The following is an 18,272-nucleotide window of genomic DNA, read 5'->3' as shown; positions in this document are numbered from 1 at the left end:
ATGTCAAAGAGAATAGCTATTATAGGAGCCGGTTTTTCGGGTTTATCAGCTGCCGCTTATGCTGCAAAAGCAGGTAATGAGGTGCATGTTTTCGAAAAGCATGACCAACCAGGAGGCCGAGCGCGACAATTCACTACCGATAATGGTTATACCTTTGATATGGGGCCAAGTTGGTATTGGATGCCGGATATCATTGAAAATTTCTTTAGTGATTTTGGTTATCGCACCTCCGATTTTTATCAACTAATTGCCCTAAACCCGCAATTCGAAATGATTTTTGACGATGGTAACGTAGCTATTCCTGAAAATTATGAAGAAATGAAGGTTCTGTTTGAACAGTTAGAATCGGGGGCTGCCAATAAATTGGATCATTTTATGAAAGCTGCCCGCTACAAATATGAAGTGGGTATGCAAGAATTCGTAAATAAACCTTGCCACAGCTGGTGGGAATTTGTTTCGCCTAAAATTGCAGGCAGCGCACTGAAACTTAACTTGCTGAGTAATTTTCGTTCCTATGTAGCGAAATATTTTAAGCACCCGAAGTTGCGTGCTTTAATGGAATTTCCGGTAATTTTCCTTGGTGCATCGCCCAAAAACATACCTGCTTTGTACAGTCTTATGAATTACGGTGGTTATGCATTAGGAACATGGTATCCGCTGGGTGGGTTTTATCAATTGGTATTGGCAATGCAAAAAGTAGCAGAAGCGCAGGGTGCAAAGTTTCATTTTAATCAAAATGTAGAGCGAATAATCACTGAAGAAAATCAGGCAATTGGTTTAAAGGTAAACGATGAATTTATTGATTTTGATACCATCATAGCTTCGTCTGACTACCACCATACAGAGTCTTTATTGAAAAACGAAGAGAAAAATTACAATGAAGATTATTGGAAACAACGCATTTTTGCTCCATCTTGTTTAATTTATTACTTGGGATTAAAGAGAAGAGTTCCAAATTTAAAACACCATACCTTGTTTTTTGAACATGATTTGGATGCACATATCGATACCATTTACAAAAATAAAAGTTGGCCTGAAAAACCGCTGTTTTATGCATGTTGTCCGTCTAAAACCGATCCAAATGTTGCGCCTGAAGGGCACGAAAATATTTTTTTGCTAATGCCTTTAGCAACAGGTATTGCCGATGATGAACAAACAAGAGAACGCTATTTTAAAGAAATGATAACTCGCTTGGAAAAACATACAGGTACAAAAGATTTAATAAACGATATCGATTACAAACGCAGTTACTGTGTAAGTGATTTTGTGCAAGATTACAACGCCTACCAAGGCAATGCTTACGGATTGGCAAATACGCTGAACCAAACCGCTGTTTTAAAACCGGCTATACAAAACAAAAAAATAAAGAATTTACTATACACCGGGCAATTAACCGTTCCGGGTCCAGGTGTGCCACCATCTATTATATCAGGAAAAATTGTGGCAAAGGAAGCGCATAAAGTGAAGATTGACGAAATAAAAGTCTAAACAGCAAACAAACAATAGAAGTTCCCCCTAAAAAAATATAAAGATGAAAAAACTCTTTGACGAATTATCGCAACATGTAAGCAAAGCTACTACGCAAAAGTACAGCACCAGCTTTTCATTGGGCATTTTGGCATTGCACCCTTCCATTCGCCCTGCTATTTATGGTATTTACGGATTTGTTCGTTTGGCCGATGAAATTGTGGACAGTTTTCACGATTATGACAAAGCGGTTTTGTTGAAAAGACTTACCGAGCAAACCTATCAAGCTTTAGATGAGCGTATAGCATTAAACCCTATTTTGCAATCATTTCAAGAAGCGGTGCACAAATATGCAATTGATCGCAGTTTAATTGATCAATTTTTACACAGTATGGAAATGGATTTAAACAAAATAGATTACAATTCCGACTTGTATAAAGAATATATCTTAGGCTCGGCCGAAGTAGTAGGACTTATGTGCCTGAAAGTGTTCACCGAAGGCAAGCAAGATCAATACGAAGAATTGAAGCCTTATGCAATGAAATTGGGATCAGCGTTTCAAAAAGTGAATTTCTTAAGAGATTTAAAGGATGATTATCATGTTTTGGGCAGAACCTATTTCCCTAATATTGAAATGAATGTGTTTGACAACCGTATTAAGGCACAAATTGAATCCGAAATTGCTGCCGAATTTAAAGAAGCTTTAGTAGGAATCAAAATGTTGCCTGCAGCATCAAAATTTGGAGTGTATTTGGCATACAGATATTATTTGTGTTTGTTCAACAAAATTAAAAAAAGCTCCGCAGAACGCATTTTAAAAGAAAGAGTACGTGTGCATAACGGACAAAAATTAGGGCTTGCAATGACCAGTTACCTGCAATATAAAATTACTGCCTTATGATGAAAACTTTGCTAATAGCTGTGATATGTATGTTGCCTATTGTTGCAAAAAGTGCAGTGGTTTTAGATTTAGAATATGTTCGAAAAAACTATGCCCAAGCTGCAAACAATAAAGAAATATGCCAAACATTAATAACCCAGCTTACCAATGAAACCGGTAGCAACGTGCATTTGGCTTATTTAGGCGCTTTGCAAACCATTTGGGCAAAACATGTGGGCGGTCCCACAGCAAAGTTAAAAACCTTTAATGAAGGAAAAAAAAATTTAGAGAAAGCAGTTAAAGCAGACTCTAACAACGTAGAAATCCGATTTCTTCGATTTTCTGTGCAAGAGAATGCCCCATGGTTTCTCAATTACCGCGACAATAAAAAAGAAGACAAAGATTTTATTATCAAGCACAAAGGAAATGTGCGGTCATCAACCTTACTGAAAATGATCAATGAGGTTGTTTAAAAAAAAATAAAAAGATGCGCTATCAGTTAAAACGAACACAACAGCTTTATTGTGATATAGAAACAGCTTGGCAGTTTTTTTCATCACCGCATAATTTGGCGGTTATAACGCCGAAAGAAATGGGTTTTGATGTACTAACTGCTTTAAATGGCGAATCGATTTATGTTGGGCAAGAAATTGCGTATAAAATAACGCCATTGCTCAACATTCCCATGCGCTGGACCACGCTCATCACACAAGTGGATGAAGGAAAAAGCTTTACCGATTTTCAGAAAAAAGGACCTTATAAATATTGGAATCATTTCCATGAATTTATCCCAAATGAAGAAGGTGTGTTGATGAATGATACGGTAGATTACGAACTACCACTTGGGCCAATAGGAAATATTGCACATAAATTAATGGTTCAAAAAAAACTAGAACATATTTTTAATTACCGATACAAAGTGTTGGAAAAACTTTTTGCAAACAAATAACAAACCATGAATGTATTAATAGTTATAGCTGTATTTTTGCTGATGGAAGGCGCCACTTGGGTGATTCATAAATATGTAATGCACGGTTTTTTGTGGATTTTGCATCGCGATCATCACGATCATAGCAACGAAGGTGAATTGGAACGAAACGACTGGTTTTTTGTGATTTTTGCCACACCTGCCATTGCATTGATGTATTTTGGAGCTCAAGCCGCTTTTAATTATCTTTTTTATATCGGAATTGGCATCACATTATACGGTATGGCGTATTTTTTTGTACACGATATTTTTATTCACCAACGATTGAAAGTGCTTAAAAACACCCAAAATCCATATCTTTTATCAATCCGCAGAGCGCATAAGCAACACCATAAACACTTGGGAAAAGAACACGGTGAATGTTTCGGTTTTTTGTGGGTTCCTGTAAAATATTTTAGAATGTATTTCAATAAATAATGATGCTGCAACCTTATACCTATCTTCTGATAAACTTTTTTACGATACTTATTTGCTTCATCGCATCATTTGATAAGCGCTTGCAGTTTCATAAACAGTTCGGACCGTTCTTGTTGGCAGCCACCATAGTTGCCATTCCTTTTATTGCATGGGATGTATGGTTCACTGCTCACGGCGTGTGGTGGTTTAATACCGATTATACCACAGGTTTAATAATTGCCGGTTTACCAATAGAAGAATGGTTGTTTTTTTTCTGTATTCCCTTTTCGTGTGTGTTTACCTATTTCTGTTTAGAGAAATTTTTCGATTGGCCATGGGCAAGTGCCTTCAACAATGTTATTGTGTTTGTAAGCATCATTGTTTGCGCGGTGGTGGGGCTGTTGCATACCGATAAGATGTACACTTTGGTTACGGCAATCGCTACAATTCTCACGCTTGTTTACCTGCATTTTATCGCTAAAAAAGAATGGATCAGCCGTGCCAGTTTAACCTTTTTAATACTAATGCCTGGTTTTTTTGGCGTAAACGGAATACTCACAGGAACCGGATTAGCATCGCCCATCGTAAATTACAATCCCGATGAGTTTCTAGGTATCAGAATGCTTACCATTCCTGTGGAAGATGCAGTTTATGGTTACGCACAATTTTTATTGGTACTTTATTTTTTCAAGATATTCCAAAAAAAGCCAATTCATGAAAACTAAAGTAAACATATTTTGGTTTCGTCGCGATTTACGTTTATACGACAATGCAGGTTTATCTGCCGCATTGGGTTGTGAGTTGCCTGTGCTTCCTGTTTTTATTTTTGATACAAGCATTTTAAACGCTTTACCAGAAAAACAAGACCGCAGGGTACACTATATTCATCAAGCAATTACAAATATAAATGCTGATTTAGAAAAGATTAAATCAGGTATGCATACGTTTTATTCAAGCGTGTTGGAAGCGTTTGAGGAGTTAACCGAACAATATGATATTCAGGCTGTTTTTTGCAACAGAGATTACGAGCCACAAGCAATTAAAAGAGATGCATTGGTGGCCGATTTTTTGGCCAAGAAAGATATATCGTTTTACACCTACAAAGATCAAGTGATTTTTGAACAGAACGAAGTAACCAAAGACGATGGCAAACCCTATACGGTTTACACACCATATTCCAAAAAATGGCGCAGTAAATTAACGAAAGAATCCCTTAAAACCTACGCCTTAAATACCGCAAATTTTCACAAAACCGCGCAGCACGTTCTTAGTTTAGAGGATATCGGCTTTAAAACCACCGATTTCATTTTTGAAAAACCTGTTTTAGAACCAGCTATTATTAATGATTACGATAAATACCGCGATTTTCCGGCATTGCAGCACACCACACAATTGGGAACAGCATTGCGATTTGGCACCATAAGTATTCGCAAGTGTGTGGCTTTTGCCATGAAACACAATGATGTGTGGCTTTCTGAACTAATTTGGCGCGAATTTTTTATGCAAATTTTGTATCACTTTCCGCACGTGGTGCATCAATCTTTTAAAGAAAAATACGACCATATAGCATGGCGCAATAATGAAGCCGAATTTAAAAAGTGGTGCAACGGACAAACCGGCTATCCCATTGTAGATGCAGGCATGAGGCAATTGAACCAAACCGGTTTTATGCACAATCGCGTGCGCATGATTGTTGCCAGTTTTTTGTGTAAACATTTACTGATTGATTGGCGTTGGGGCGAAGCCTATTTCGCCGAAAAATTAAACGATTATGATTTGGCAGCCAATAACGGCAATTGGCAGTGGGCAGCAGGCTGCGGTTGCGATGCTGCACCTTATTTCCGGATATTTAACCCTACTGCACAAACGCAAAAGTTTGATAAAAAATTAGCATACATTAAAAAATGGAACCCTGATTTTGAAACCAATTTAGAACCACCCATTGTGGTTCATGAACAAGCACGCGAACGCGCCTTAAGCACCTATAAGAAAGCATTACAACAAGAAACCTAAACATTCAACAAAACAGAACTACTCATGAAAAAAATTACTTCCCATTTACTGCTATTCGGTGTGTCGTTGCTTTGCCCGGCAATTCTCATCGTTGGAAATTATTATATTACCGGCAGTGAAAAATCTGCCCAAAAAGAAATCAGTGTGCCTCTTAAAATCGATTCGTTAAAAAATAATACGCACCGAATTGTGAATGAAATGCCTATCGAAAAGTAATCAAAACAATCAATAAAAAAATCCTACAGTGTGTTGGCTGTAGGATTTGTTGTGTTTTCGGGGTTTATTTCTGCTGTTGGTCTATTTCTTTTTGAATAATGCGCCAATCGTAATAATGAAAAACCATACCGTTGCTCATTGCCACAAAAATACCGTTTGGAAACATACTTCCAAAGTTAAAATTAACCGCATCCGCACCATCACACTCAATGGTTGAAAAAGGAATTTTAGCAATCATCTTATGGTCGTGCACATTGTCATTGGCGCCTTCGCGTTTATAAACCACAAAATTATTTGCCTGTTGGTCTGATATAAGAATGTATCCTTCTTTATCACTGGTTTTGAACAAAGCAATACCTTCGTGGTCGCGTTTAAAATCTTTTTGACCAAAAAAGGCCAGTTCTTTATCTCCTTTTGCGGGATCTGCGTAATATTTTCTTATTCCTTGGGTTTCATCGGCATAATAAATATACCCCAATTCATTATCAACCATAATGGCTTCAATCTCTTTTTTGCCTGAATAGTTTCCAAATTTTCGCACCAAATTAGCGGCAACCGTTCCTTTGTTATCCGTTAGTTCATATTGATACAAATAAGCTCCTGAGGCACCTTCTTTTCTGCCCACAATGGCATAGATTTTTCCGTTGGAAGGATTGGTGTACAATGCAATACCCATAGGATCCTTCTGTTCTGAATCGGCAAAAACAGCAATTCCGCCGTTATCAATCGGTTTTAAATCAGGCAAAGAAAATATGCGGATTTGATTTTTTTTTCGTTCGGTAACCACCGCAATATCCACTTTTTTACCGTTCAATGGCAAGTTGTATGCAATATCCACATTATTTGGGCGATCCATTGGATATACTTTATGCACCATTTTTCCTTGCAAATCATAGGCATACAAACCGCCGGTAGCCGCTTCTTTATCGGTTCCGATGATTAATGATTGCGAAGGGTTTGTTTTGTTGATCCAAATAGCAGGATCATCGGTATCATGGGGTGTTGGTTGGGTAACAATTGTTGGTTTTAAAGCATTTTTTGCAACAGGAGCCAATTTAGACGAATTGCAAGATGCTATAAAAGTGGTAACTGCTATAAGATAGAGTACTTTTCTCATTTTTTAATTTCGGTTTGATAAATTATTTTGAAATCATTTGCTGTTGATTGAATTACATAAGCTTTCAACGCATTGTTGGTTAACGTAAAAGCCATAAATCCCGGAACAGCTTCAGCAAAAAGCGAGCCTTCTGTTTTTCCGGTTTCGCGCAGTTCGCTACCAGCACCTGATAAAAATTGCATCACATTTTTATCGCTTTTTTTAATAATCTGCAAATCATGTTCGTGCCCGCAAATGTATGCATCTACCTTATGTTTTTCTAAAATGGGTTCAAAAAGCAATTGAATATCTTTGGTTTCTTGATCATTTTTTCGTTTGCCACCTGTGTACAGCGGATGGTGTCCCACTACAATTTTCCACACAATTTTGGGGTCGTTGTTGGCTAATTTTGTTTCCATCCATTGTAATTGCTCTTGTGTGTTTTGATCAGCTATTCCCAAATATTTTTCAGGATTTGCCTTGTATTTAGCAATAAACGGATTGGTATCAATCACCAAAAGTTGTAAGTATTTGCCTTTGTCAATTTCTATTAATCGTTCAAAATAGCGATGAGGCATTTGCCAACGTCTCGAAATGTTGCTGTAATCAATCTGTGCTTGGGCATTTCCTTCATAATCGTGATTTCCCAAAGCCACAAACCATGGCTCGTGCAATAAATGGTGCGTATAAATGCTTTCAAACGATGAAATCCACTGGTAATCTTGCGTACTTTGAACGCCATTTGGATAAAAATTATCGCCCACAGAAATGGTGAAATTCAAATCTAAAATTTCTGCAACCGTTCCCATGTCACGGGCAACTTCTTTTTGGGTGAATGCGCCATGACGGCCAAAATCGCCAATTGCCAAAAATGAAATCCCCTTTTTTACAGCTTGTATTTCTGCATGTTGATTCGCTGTTTTACTAAGCGCATGATCAGGACGCGCCTGACCATACGAATAAAAACTAATGACTAATAAAAATAATAAGTAGATTGAATGTTTATTTTTCATTAAAAATCATATTTAATGCCCAAGGTGAAGCGAGATTGGTAAAATTCCATTTGTTTCATGCGGTTGCTTTCACCTTGGTAATAGCGCAACGGCTGATTGGTTAAGTTGTTTGCTTCTAAGAACACGCGCCAATTTGGCAAGAATTTGTAAGCCATGTTAAAATCAAGGAAAAATTGTTTGTCGTAATAACTATCTTCAAATTCGTTGCCACCAATTTCATCTAAATAAGCCGAGGTGAAGTTAGCTGATAAACGCGCAGAGAATTTGTCGTTTTCCCATGCCAAAGATCCATTCACCATGTGCGGTGCGGTGCGTGGCAAACCTAAACCTGTGCGTGGAGTTCCGTCTTCGTTGGTAATTCCTTTTGCTTCAGATTTTGTAAAGGTATAGTTGGCATATAAACCAAAGTTTTTAAAGAATTTTCCAGGCAAGAAATCTAACTGTCGCTGAAAAGCTACTTCGAAACCATAAACGCTTACTTTATCACCGTTACGAGCTTGTGTGAAATCCCAATTTTCGCCAGCTGGTATTGGGTTGGCTACGTTCGGGAATTGTGCTGCAAAATCTTCAGTTGTAAAAATGGTATTGTTATAAGTATAAATAAAGTTATCTAAATTTTTATAGAATGCCCCAGCCGACACAATACCAATATTTTCAAAATAATTTTCTGCCATTACATCGAAATTAGTTGCATAGGTTGCTTTTAAATTGGGATTACCCGCAGCAATTTCAGCATCGGCAGGAATTGCATTTACATAAGGAGCCAAATTGTAATAATTAGGACGTGCAATACCTGTGGTTACTGCAGCACGCAAAATAAAATTATTGGTGATATAATGTTTTAAAGTAATACTTGGTAAAATGTTCAAATAATCGTTTTCGTTTTTAATTTCACCTACTAAATCTTCTTCATCTATGATATAATTTCCTGTATATTCGATAGCTGTATGCTCTAAACGAACACCTGCAATTATTGATGTTTTCTCGTTAAAGTCTTGATCCCAACGCAAATATCCTGCTGTGATGTGTTCTTTTGCTTTATAGTTTGATGATAAAAATTCTGAAGGTTGTAACGAAGCTTCGAACAAATCAGGATTTCCTAAATTCAAAGAACCCAAAAAAGCATTGTTTACAAAGTATCCGGGTGCATATTGTGAGCCTGGATTGTATCCGTTTCCTGACCAATTCACATTTGGAGTGTTTGCTAAACTGCCCCATTCTGCTATAGGTTGGTATTCGTAGAAAATATTATCACGTACTTTATCTTTCAAGCGCAATCGTGCTCCAAAGCGCAAGCGTCCTTTTTGGTTTTCAATTACCGAAAACGGCATACGGAAATTAATTTTAGCTCCGATTTCTTCTTCTTGCGTATAATCGTGGTTTTCAGATATTGTTCGCAATTCAAAATCATTTGGATTTTCACCATTCAATGCAAATACTAACGGTTTTTTGCCATTAGAAAGATCTTGCCCCATAGCCACGTCTTTCTGTCTGAAATCGATGTATCGCTCATTAGGACGGTCTTCGCTCGCTTTTGAATAAGAAAAAGCCCAATCCATGTCTAATTTTGGCGACAATAAGTGCTCACCACGCAACGATACGTTAACAACACGTTGATCTTCTAAACGTGCATTTTGGTTGCGGTTGTTATCAATTCCGCCTTTTGTTTCTCTGCGAATTTCACCAATATAGGTGCCGTCGTCTTGTAATTCCAAATCGCGGTATCGTGCTCTGTAGCGGTTTTCGCGATCGTCGCGCCAGTTATACATTGCTGTGAAATCAATTCGGTGGTTTTCGTTGAAAACATAATCGGCACTCAATGAAGCACTTCTGCGTACACGTTGCACATCGTATTTGCGGATGTCCATTTCGGTTAAATAAGCATTGCCATTGTCGTCCTTGTCCCAAACAGCTTCTACGTTGTCTGATCCAAAATTTTGTGACTGCCATGTTCCTGAAGCAATAACGCCTAATTTATTATCAACAAACCGATTTCCGTAGATAAAGGCACCATTGTATAAACCTTTGTCACGAATTGGTGCGTATCCGCCAGACAAAGTTGCCGAAATTCGCTCGCGATTTGGAACAGCACGGGTAATAAGGTTTACAGACCCACCAATAGCATCGGCATCCATATCCGGCGTTAATGTTTTATTTACTTCGATCGAAGAAATCATATCCGATGGAATTAAATCCATTTGAACATTTCTGTTGTCTCCTTCAGCAGAAGGGATACGGTCGCCATTTAAAGTAACTGAATTCAGCTCAGGAGATAATCCGCGAACAATAATGTTACGAGCTTCGCCTTGATCGTTCTGCATAGTGATTCCCGGCACCCTTTTTAAAGCGTCACCGATATTGGCATCTGGAAAGCGCCCCACTTGGTCAGACGATATAATGTTGGTGATATTGGCATTGTTGCGTTGTTGGTTTAAGGCTTTTGCCTGCCCGCGAAGAAAATCACCGATAATTACAAGCTCTTCCAACTCTTCAGAACCCGTAAATAATTGAAAATTTGCAGTTGTTGTAGTATTTGAAACAACAACAACTTCTTGCGCAGCAGTTACATACCCAATGTATTCTACATACACCGTATAGGTGCCTTCTGGAAGGCTTAAAAATTCGTAGCCACCGTTTTGATTGGAAATAGTGTAACGATTCGAATTTTCGATTTTAATTGTAGCTCCGGGTAAAGAAAATTGATTGTTTCCATCTACTACTTTTCCGGAAATCACTCCGTTTTGTGCAAAAGTCATTGCACCAACTAACGATGCGGCTAAAATGTAAAAATGCTTCATTTTTATAGTTTTGGCTTAAAAATTTATTTGCCACAAAACTAGCGCAGCAAAGAAAACCAAATGTTAGCCTTGTATTATTGTAAGGTTAAAGTAGGGGGTGATAAGGTAATGAAATTGTTAAGAAAAGTGGTTAAAATAAAACAATTCCGAACTATTTTTGCCCGGAATTGCGATGATAAGTGTTTTGATAAAATTATGGTGATGTATAATTACAATTCCTAATAATTGAAACTTAGCTTTATAGCGAAGTTAATGCAAATATAACACAAGTCACCAATAAGTGAATTAAAAAAATGATTATTTTTGCTAAAAACTGTAAAAAAAAATGAAATTGCCTGAAAATGAACCTAGAAAGAGGGATAAAAATAAGAGTAAGAAGCAGTTTTTAAATGCCGTAGGGCATATCTTGAAAACGAAAGGTTATACTGCTTTGAAAGTGAATACTATTGCCGAGACTGCAGGTTTAGACAAAAAACTAATCTATAAATATTTTGGAGGACGCGAGGAATTAATTGACGAATATCTACGCACATTTGACTTTTGGAGCAATGTGCAAATGCAAAACGAAGTTTTAAATGATGGTGGCGAGGCTTTTGTTAAAGAAATGTTGGTGCAACAGTATGACTATATGGATAAAAATGATGCACTACAAAATATTTTGCTTTGGGGTATATCTGAAAAAAAACAAGCGCTGAAAAATATTAACGACGAACGTGAACGTAATGGTGAACTGCTGCTTCAAAATTTAACTGACCCCTATTTTGGTGAAAAGGCATTAGAATTCCGGGCTTTTTCTGCACTATTAGTTTCGGGAGTGTACTACTTAAATATGTATAAAGGTGTAAACGGGAACACATTTTCTGGAATTGATTTAACAACCCAAGAGGGAGCAGACCAAATTAAAAACATCCTCGTCAAAGTCATTGATTTGTTTTACAAAGATTTTAATCAAAACAACTCGTAGGGGGTTATTTATAGCTGTGAGTTCGGAAAAAATAATCGGTTTTTTTCAGCAAAACGACACCATTTTAACTTCTTTTACATTTTATAAAAAATTACATTTGTAAAATGTATGCTTTGGTAGATATTAATAATTTTTATGTAAGTTGTGAACGTATTTTTAATCCAACTTTACGCAATAGACCTGTTGTTGTTTTAAGTAATAACGATGGTTGTGTTATTTCGCGTTCAAACGAAGCTAAAAAAGCAGGAATTCCTATGGGGGCTCCCACGTTTAAATATAAAGAAAAGTTTCAAGAATTAGGAATACAAGTATTTTCTTCAAACTATGCACTATATGGCGATATGAGCAATAGAGTGTATCGCATTCTACAAAATTACACACTTAATTTAGAAGTGTATTCTATCGATGAATGTTTTTTGAATCTCCATGATTTTTCTAGGCACTCACTAGGTGCATATGGCAAAAAAATAAGGCAAGAGATTTTACAGAAAACGCTTCTACCAACTTGTGTGGGTATTGCGCCTACGAAAGCTTTGGCAAAAGTAGCAAATCATATCGCAAAAAAATTTCCTGAGTTAAAGGGTGTTTATCTTATAGATACAGATGAAAAACGTCTTAAAGCTTTAAAATGGCTTAATATAGAAGATGTTTGGGGTATTGGAAGACAAATGTCTAAAAAGCTGAAAGCCAATGGTGTCCATAAAGCTTCTCAGTTTATAGAACTTCCCGATGAGTATATAAGAAAACAATTTTCAGTAGTAGGATTACGTCTAAAAAAAGAGTTAGAGGGAATTTCGGTTTTAGGGTTGGAAGAAATTCAAACCAAAAAGCATATCGCAACCACGCGCTCTTTTGATACCACTTATACGGATAAGGAATACATTAAAGAACGTATAACAACCTTTGCAGTTACTTGTGCCCAAAAATTGCGTAAACAAAAATCAACTTGCCAAGTAGTTACAGTTTTTATATATACCAACCGCTTCAATGAAAAACAAGACCAATATAGTCGCTCTATAAATGTGAGTATGCCATATCCAACAAACTCAGATATAGAACTTGCTAAATGTGCACAAAAAGGTCTAGATTTAATTTTTAAACAAGGATACCATTACAAAAAAGCCGGAGTTATCGTAGGTGGTATTGCACCAGAACATGGAAAACAATTTGTTTTGTTTGAAGAAGAACCGGTAAAGCATCGAACACTTATGCAAACAATAGATCGGTTAAATTCTAAATACGGTACCCAAAAATTGAAATTGGCTTCGCAAGCATTAGATAAAACATGGAAAATGAATCAAGAGCATTTAAGCCCTAATTATACCACAAAATGGAATGAAATTTTAGAAATAAGATGATACAGTTTATAAAATTTGATAGCGAATTAGAATTTTTACCCATTCATACCGATGGTGAAAAATATTATGTGCAGGTAAAAGAAGGTGTTAATGCTGGTTTTCCATCACCAGCAGAAGATTTTTTAAATGATCGTATCAGTTTAGACGAATTGTATCTTTCCAAAGTGGAAGCAACATTCGTAAATCGTGTAAAGGGCTTGTCCATGTATCCTGATTACCAAGAAAACGATATTCTAATCTTGCGCTCCGATTATGAACCGCAACACGGAGATGATGTGGTGGTATCAATTAACTCATCAGCATACACCTTAAAACGCTATGATAAAATGAATTCTAAATTAGTGGCATTAAATCCAAACTATGCGCATTCTGTTGTTATTACCGAGAGTGATGAAGTCGTGATTTTAGGTGTGGTAGATGCTTTAGTTAGAAATATTAAAAAACGTAGATGATTTTTTATATCCCTTAAGTTTTTTTAATATCTTCCCTGTCCCGGAATGTGTAAGTTAAAAACTTAAGGCTTGGATTTTATAATCGGGTATTTAAAAAAAAATAAGCAGAAAAATCCATCAGATATCCAATAGCTTTATTAAGAAGCCTGTGATAACCTTTATTGTTTTGCTTTAACAGCCATCAACGAATAAACCATTGGTATATTATTACCCAAATGCGCAATTCTAAACTTATTTGGTTCAAATTCTATGGTATTATCAAAGCAATTGTAAGGGGAGTAATCATATTCGTTAAACGAATTGATCTGTAATCCTTGTTGCAACAAACTGCTTAAAACTTCGCTTAAACTGTGATTCCAAGTAATGAAATGTTGCTTTGCATCGGTTGTTGATTCGGTATAAGATCCTTCCAAAGTTTCAATGGCCTCACTTTTAAAATAGTTGTATTCGATTTTTTCAAAAGCATCATCGAACATCCAAACCACTGGATGAAATTCTACAAATACGAATTTTCCATCGGGTTTTAAAAATTGCGATACAATTTTCGCCCATTTATCTAAATCGGGCAACCAGCCAATGGTGCCATAGCTTGTAAAAACCATATCAAACGTTTTGTGTAAATGATTGGGCAAATCATATAAATCGGAACAAATAAATTCGGCATCGGCGTTTAATTTTTGAGCCAAATCTTTTGCGGCTTCTATTGCTTTGTCTGATAAATCAACACCCGTCACTTTTGCACCCATTCTGCTTAGTGAGATAGTATCTTGTCCAAAATGGCATTGCAAATGCAAAATCGATTTTCCAGAAACATTTCCCAATAATTCCAATTCAATTGAATTTAAAGACGATTTTCCCTGCATGAATCCCTCTAAATCATAAAAAGCAGAGCTAAGATGCACTTCGGTTCGGTTGTTCCACGAATTTCTGTTGATTTCTAGATAATTTTTTTCTGTTTTCATACACTTAGTAATATTCGTAATACCTAAAAAGCACCGATTTTGGCACGCTACTTTCGGTGGTTTCGTAAAAATAAATCACAGTGGGATTGTTAAACACATCTACCGATTTTATTTTGCGCACATCTTGAATAGTAGAAATTTCATCGCCATCGGTGGTTTTAACATGGTAAACAAGTTGTTGCAACTGGTTGTTTTCATCGTACAAGTAGGTGGCTTCTTCCTCAGATTTAAAATTAACTCCTTCAAAAACAACCTTTTTTATAGAGAAATCAGTGTTTAAATGCACAGTGGTTTTTGTGCTATCGGCAACCGATTTGGGCAGTATTTCATAACTTAAATCCGTTGTCCAATGATAGGTGTAATCGAGCTTCTTTTCTTGTTCACCGTTTAGACTGCTAGTTTCGGTAAACGATATATTTTTTCCGGAACCTTTATAATGCATGTTGCTTTTAAATACGTAATCGGGCATTTGATACATTTTTGTATAGGTGGTTACGTCGCCCGCTTTTGTGAAATGGATACTGGTTTTACCAAAATAATCTACCGTATCTGTTGGAATTCGATATTTAGTGGTGCGCACCATATAAGTAGTCACTTTTTTCACTGCGCCTTTAAAACCATATTCTTTTTTTTGATTATAGGTGTTGTTTTGTGCATTTGCAAAACAGTTGCAAAGAATAAAAAGCAACCCTATTATATTTTTCAATTGATGCATTATTTTGTTTTTAAAATTTTTATATTTTTAAGCCCTTCCAGCCATTTTTGTTCCATTTCATCTAATTCATTTGGCTCTGGCACATACGCTTCATTGGGAATATACCAAGGCATTTTCTCATAATAATTCTTCAAAATTTTATTTTTAAAAATATATCCTCTGCGGGCATAAGGTAAATTTTGAAGCACTTTTAAAGCATTTTCGTCTTCAATTTCATCAAAAAATATCGTTAAATCTTTATGAAAGGGAAGATTATTTTGCAAACTAAAAACATTATTAATGAAGAAAAAACGCGGATTGAACAGAAATAATTCTCCTTTAGGATGAAAATCTTTCTTTTTAAACTGAATAGTTCCGTTATGAATAAAAAACCCCGCCGCATTTTGTCCGTTAGAAAACCGGTATTCTTTCATGAAATCATCCACTTTTTCGCCAACGCCATGAATGGTCCATTCATCAACCGATTTAAAAAAAGTAGGATTTATGTAAAAATCCTGATAAGCACCCATATCGATGTTCAATGTAAAATCGTCAATTTTATTATTTGCCCACCTGTTTGCTGCTGTTAAAATATAATCAAAATCATACGCATAATCTACCGAGCCCGACAAGCGAAATTTGTAAGTATGCACCAAACGATTGTTTCCCGGCTGAAAAGTAGCATTAAAATGATACACATAGTAAAATTCTGCATAATCAAGCATGTAATCGCTGTTTTCAATTTCTGCTAAAGAAAATTCCTTTTCCTTATTTTCAGTCGATACATACGAAATCTCATACGGAAGTATCTTTTGATTCAAATTCACAGTAAAATCGTTCATATAAGGATGTTGCCCATTTTTAGGGTAGAAATCTGCATCGCCTTCTGGAGAAAAAGCTTCAAAACCCACCAAAATCGTTTTTGACCTCTTTTCCGGATTAAAAAAAGTATAATCAACCGTGACTTCTAAAAAGTCGCCCATCCGTTTTAACGAAAGTATTTCCTTGCGCACCTCAATACTTGTTTCCTTAATAGGTATCAACTGATTGCCGCTCATAAAATAAGCACCATCGTTCGCAAAAACAACCCCTGCAAAAAATAGAAAAAGTAAAAAAGCCCCAATTTTTTTCATGTATTTATCCATAAAATTAAACGATGAATATAAAAATAAATAAAACAACCACCAACAAAAGTTTTTCTTTGGGCAATTCCTTCCACTAGCGTTTCAGGTCGGGCTTTCCGCCGTCGCTTTTGTTTTTTTTAGCAAAAAACAAAGAGCTCCAACAAGGCTGCAATCCCTATTGCAAAACCACATTTTCGGCATATATGCAGAGGCGGGTATTTTACAGAAATCTATGGGAAACCTGCATTAGCCTTTACCCAGCATGTTTGGTTAAGAAGAATAAATCTCAAAGTGTTTAAATCCGTTAAAAGTAAAAAAGCCATTCCTTGGAGAAAAGAAAATGGCTTTTATTATTCTAATGCGAACTCAACATGTTTTTGGGGTCTAAATATCGGTCTAACTCTTCTTTTGTAAGAATGTTTTGCTCTAAAATCAAGTCATATACACTTCGGTTTTCTTCCAAGGCTTGTTTAGCAATTTTTGTGCTGTTTTTATAACCAATGATAGGGTTTAAAGCAGTAACAATGCCAATACTGTTTTGCACTTCCGCTCGTAAGTGTTCTGTATTAGCAGTTATGCCTTCCACGCATTCAATACGTAAGGTATCAATGGCATTCGTTAAAATTTCAATCGATTCAAAAAGCGTTAAAGCAATAATGGGTTCCATAACGTTCAATTGCAATTGACCAGCCTCTGCAGCCAAGCAAACCGTTGTTTCATTGCCAATTACTTTAAAGCACACTTGGTTGACCACTTCGGGAATCACGGGATTCACTTTTCCAGGCATGATCGATGAACCGGGTTGTTTGGGAGGTAAATTTATTTCATATAAACCAGTTCGTGGTCCGGAAGCCAGTAAACGCAAATCGTTGCATATTTTGGATAGTTTAATGGCTAATTTTTTTAAAGCACCAGCATATGCAACAAAGCTGCTGGTGTCTGATGTTGCTTCTACTAAATTCTCTGCCATTTTCACAGGTTCATTTAGTAAGGTTGCTAATTTTTCAGCGCATAACTGTGCGTACCCTTTCGGAGCGTTCAGTCCTGTACCAATAGCTGTTGCACCCATATTCACTTCCAAAAACTGATAGGCTTGTTCTTGCAAATAAGGAATTTCTTTCTTTAATGTAAAAGCAAAAGCTTCAAATTCCTGACCTAAAGTCATTGGCACAGCATCTTGCAGTTGGGTACGCCCCATTTTTATAACGTTTTCAAATTCTTTTGCCTTGCGATCCAATGCAAAGAATAATTTTTCTAACGCATTCGTTATTTCTTTTGAAGATTGAAACAAAGCCAATTTTAAAGCAGTAGGGTAGGTGTCGTTGGTAGATTGTGAAAGGTTCACATGATCGTTTGGTGAGCAATATTGGTATTCACCTTTTTTATGCCCCATTTTCTCCAAAGCAATATTTGCAATAACCTCGTTGGCGTTCATGTTTACCGATGTACCTGCACCACCTTGAATCATGTCAATTGGAAACTCGTTGAGGTACTGATCCTTCAAAATATCCAAACATGCTTGGGAGATCGCCTCTTTTAAATCATCTTTTATTAAACCTAGTTCAAAATTGGTTTCAACAGCTGCTAATTTCACAACAGCCAATGATTTTATAAAAATCGGGTAGTGATTTAATTTATAGTTTGATATTTTGAAATTTTGAATGGCGCGTTGAGTTTGCACACCATAATAAGCATTTACGGGAACTTGTAAATCGCCCAATAAGTCTGTTTCTATACGAAAAGAAGTCATACTTTTTTTATTTAAAAGTACAAAAAATGATTTGGTTAGCAGTGTTTTTCAACAGAATATTAACAAAATTTTACTTAAAAACCTGAGTTCGATTATTATTA

Annotated in this window: 18 protein-coding genes; 11 read left to right on the top strand and 7 right to left on the bottom strand. The window is 36.3% G+C overall.

Annotation, left to right across the window (positions count from 1 at the left end; translation table 11 throughout):
- From NPX36_RS02895 to NPX36_RS02860, 8 genes are read left to right on the top strand one after another with little or no spacing between them, the layout of a single operon-like run.
- Positions 1–1,488 carry a phytoene desaturase family protein gene (locus tag NPX36_RS02895; protein ID WP_317618267.1) on the top strand — a complete coding sequence of 496 codons (1,488 nt, stop codon included), beginning with the start codon at positions 1–3 and terminating at the stop codon, positions 1,486–1,488.
- 43 nt (positions 1,489–1,531) lie between these two features.
- Entirely contained in the window at positions 1,532–2,368 is an 837-nt protein-coding gene (locus NPX36_RS02890) for a phytoene/squalene synthase family protein (RefSeq protein ID WP_257499926.1), read from the top strand.
- Entirely contained in the window at positions 2,365–2,820 is a 456-nt protein-coding gene (locus NPX36_RS02885; protein ID WP_257499925.1) for a hypothetical protein, read from the top strand. The genes NPX36_RS02890 and NPX36_RS02885 overlap by 4 nt, the downstream gene beginning before the upstream one ends.
- Positions 2,821–2,834: 14 nt before the next feature.
- Positions 2,835–3,296, top strand: coding sequence for an SRPBCC family protein (locus tag NPX36_RS02880; protein ID WP_257499924.1), 462 nt, complete (start codon positions 2,835–2,837; stop codon positions 3,294–3,296).
- A gap of 6 nt (positions 3,297–3,302) precedes the next feature.
- Positions 3,303–3,752, top strand: a complete 450-nt coding sequence (locus NPX36_RS02875; protein ID WP_257499923.1) for a sterol desaturase family protein — start codon at positions 3,303–3,305, stop codon at positions 3,750–3,752.
- Positions 3,752–4,456: a lycopene cyclase domain-containing protein gene (locus tag NPX36_RS02870; RefSeq protein ID WP_257499922.1), complete on the top strand. Its 705-nt coding sequence runs from the start codon at positions 3,752–3,754 to the stop codon at positions 4,454–4,456. The genes NPX36_RS02875 and NPX36_RS02870 overlap by 1 nt, the downstream gene beginning before the upstream one ends.
- Positions 4,446–5,744, top strand: a complete 1,299-nt coding sequence (locus NPX36_RS02865; protein ID WP_257499921.1) for a cryptochrome/photolyase family protein — start codon at positions 4,446–4,448, stop codon at positions 5,742–5,744. The genes NPX36_RS02870 and NPX36_RS02865 overlap by 11 nt, the downstream gene beginning before the upstream one ends.
- Before the next feature lie 24 nt (positions 5,745–5,768).
- Entirely contained in the window at positions 5,769–5,960 is a 192-nt protein-coding gene (locus tag NPX36_RS02860) for a hypothetical protein (RefSeq protein ID WP_257499920.1), read from the top strand.
- Between the two features lie 64 nt (positions 5,961–6,024).
- Here the strand turns inward: NPX36_RS02860 and NPX36_RS02855 are convergent, their stop codons facing one another.
- From NPX36_RS02855 to NPX36_RS02845, 3 genes are read right to left on the bottom strand one after another with little or no spacing between them, the layout of a single operon-like run.
- The gene (locus NPX36_RS02855) at positions 6,025–7,077 is read right to left on the bottom strand and encodes a phytase (protein WP_257499919.1); all 1,053 of its coding nucleotides are present in this window, start codon (positions 7,075–7,077) and stop codon (positions 6,025–6,027) included.
- The gene (locus NPX36_RS02850; RefSeq protein ID WP_257499918.1) at positions 7,074–8,069 is read right to left on the bottom strand and encodes a metallophosphoesterase; all 996 of its coding nucleotides are present in this window, start codon (positions 8,067–8,069) and stop codon (positions 7,074–7,076) included. Before NPX36_RS02850 ends, NPX36_RS02855 begins: the two co-directional genes overlap by 4 nt.
- Positions 8,069–10,867, bottom strand: a complete 2,799-nt coding sequence (locus NPX36_RS02845; protein ID WP_257499917.1) for a TonB-dependent receptor — start codon at positions 10,865–10,867, stop codon at positions 8,069–8,071. The genes NPX36_RS02850 and NPX36_RS02845 overlap by 1 nt, the downstream gene beginning before the upstream one ends.
- Before the next feature lie 331 nt (positions 10,868–11,198).
- On the opposite strand from NPX36_RS02845, the gene NPX36_RS02840 reads away from it, so the two are divergent.
- From NPX36_RS02840 to NPX36_RS02830, 3 genes are all read left to right on the top strand, one after another.
- Positions 11,199–11,831: a TetR/AcrR family transcriptional regulator gene (locus NPX36_RS02840; RefSeq protein WP_257499916.1), complete on the top strand. Its 633-nt coding sequence runs from the start codon at positions 11,199–11,201 to the stop codon at positions 11,829–11,831.
- Between the two features lie 104 nt (positions 11,832–11,935).
- Positions 11,936–13,189, top strand: a complete 1,254-nt coding sequence (locus NPX36_RS02835) for a Y-family DNA polymerase (RefSeq protein WP_257499915.1) — start codon at positions 11,936–11,938, stop codon at positions 13,187–13,189.
- Positions 13,186–13,641 carry a LexA family protein gene (locus NPX36_RS02830; protein WP_257499914.1) on the top strand — a complete coding sequence of 152 codons (456 nt, stop codon included), beginning with the start codon at positions 13,186–13,188 and terminating at the stop codon, positions 13,639–13,641. The genes NPX36_RS02835 and NPX36_RS02830 overlap by 4 nt, the downstream gene beginning before the upstream one ends.
- 158 nt (positions 13,642–13,799) lie before the next feature.
- Here the strand turns inward: NPX36_RS02830 and NPX36_RS02825 are convergent, their stop codons facing one another.
- From NPX36_RS02825 to aspA, 4 genes are all read right to left on the bottom strand, one after another.
- Entirely contained in the window at positions 13,800–14,603 is an 804-nt protein-coding gene (locus tag NPX36_RS02825) for a class I SAM-dependent methyltransferase (protein WP_257499913.1), read from the bottom strand.
- A gap of 4 nt (positions 14,604–14,607) precedes the next feature.
- Positions 14,608–15,309 (bottom strand): hypothetical protein, encoded by a 702-nt coding sequence (locus NPX36_RS02820; RefSeq protein WP_257499912.1) that lies wholly within the window; start codon positions 15,307–15,309, stop codon positions 14,608–14,610.
- Positions 15,310–15,317: 8 nt separating this feature from the next.
- The gene (locus NPX36_RS02815) at positions 15,318–16,430 is read right to left on the bottom strand and encodes a YARHG domain-containing protein (RefSeq protein WP_257499911.1); all 1,113 of its coding nucleotides are present in this window, start codon (positions 16,428–16,430) and stop codon (positions 15,318–15,320) included.
- Between the two features lie 346 nt (positions 16,431–16,776).
- The gene (gene aspA / locus NPX36_RS02810) at positions 16,777–18,171 is read right to left on the bottom strand and encodes an aspartate ammonia-lyase (RefSeq protein WP_257499910.1); all 1,395 of its coding nucleotides are present in this window, start codon (positions 18,169–18,171) and stop codon (positions 16,777–16,779) included.
- Positions 18,172–18,272 lie beyond the last annotated feature (101 nt).

This window comes from Paenimyroides aestuarii, from assembly GCF_024628805.1.
Lineage (GTDB): Bacteria > Bacteroidota > Bacteroidia > Flavobacteriales > Flavobacteriaceae > Flavobacterium > Flavobacterium aestuarii_A.
Note: the sequence above shows the minus strand (reverse complement) of the source record. Positions and strands in the feature narration are given on the sequence as shown.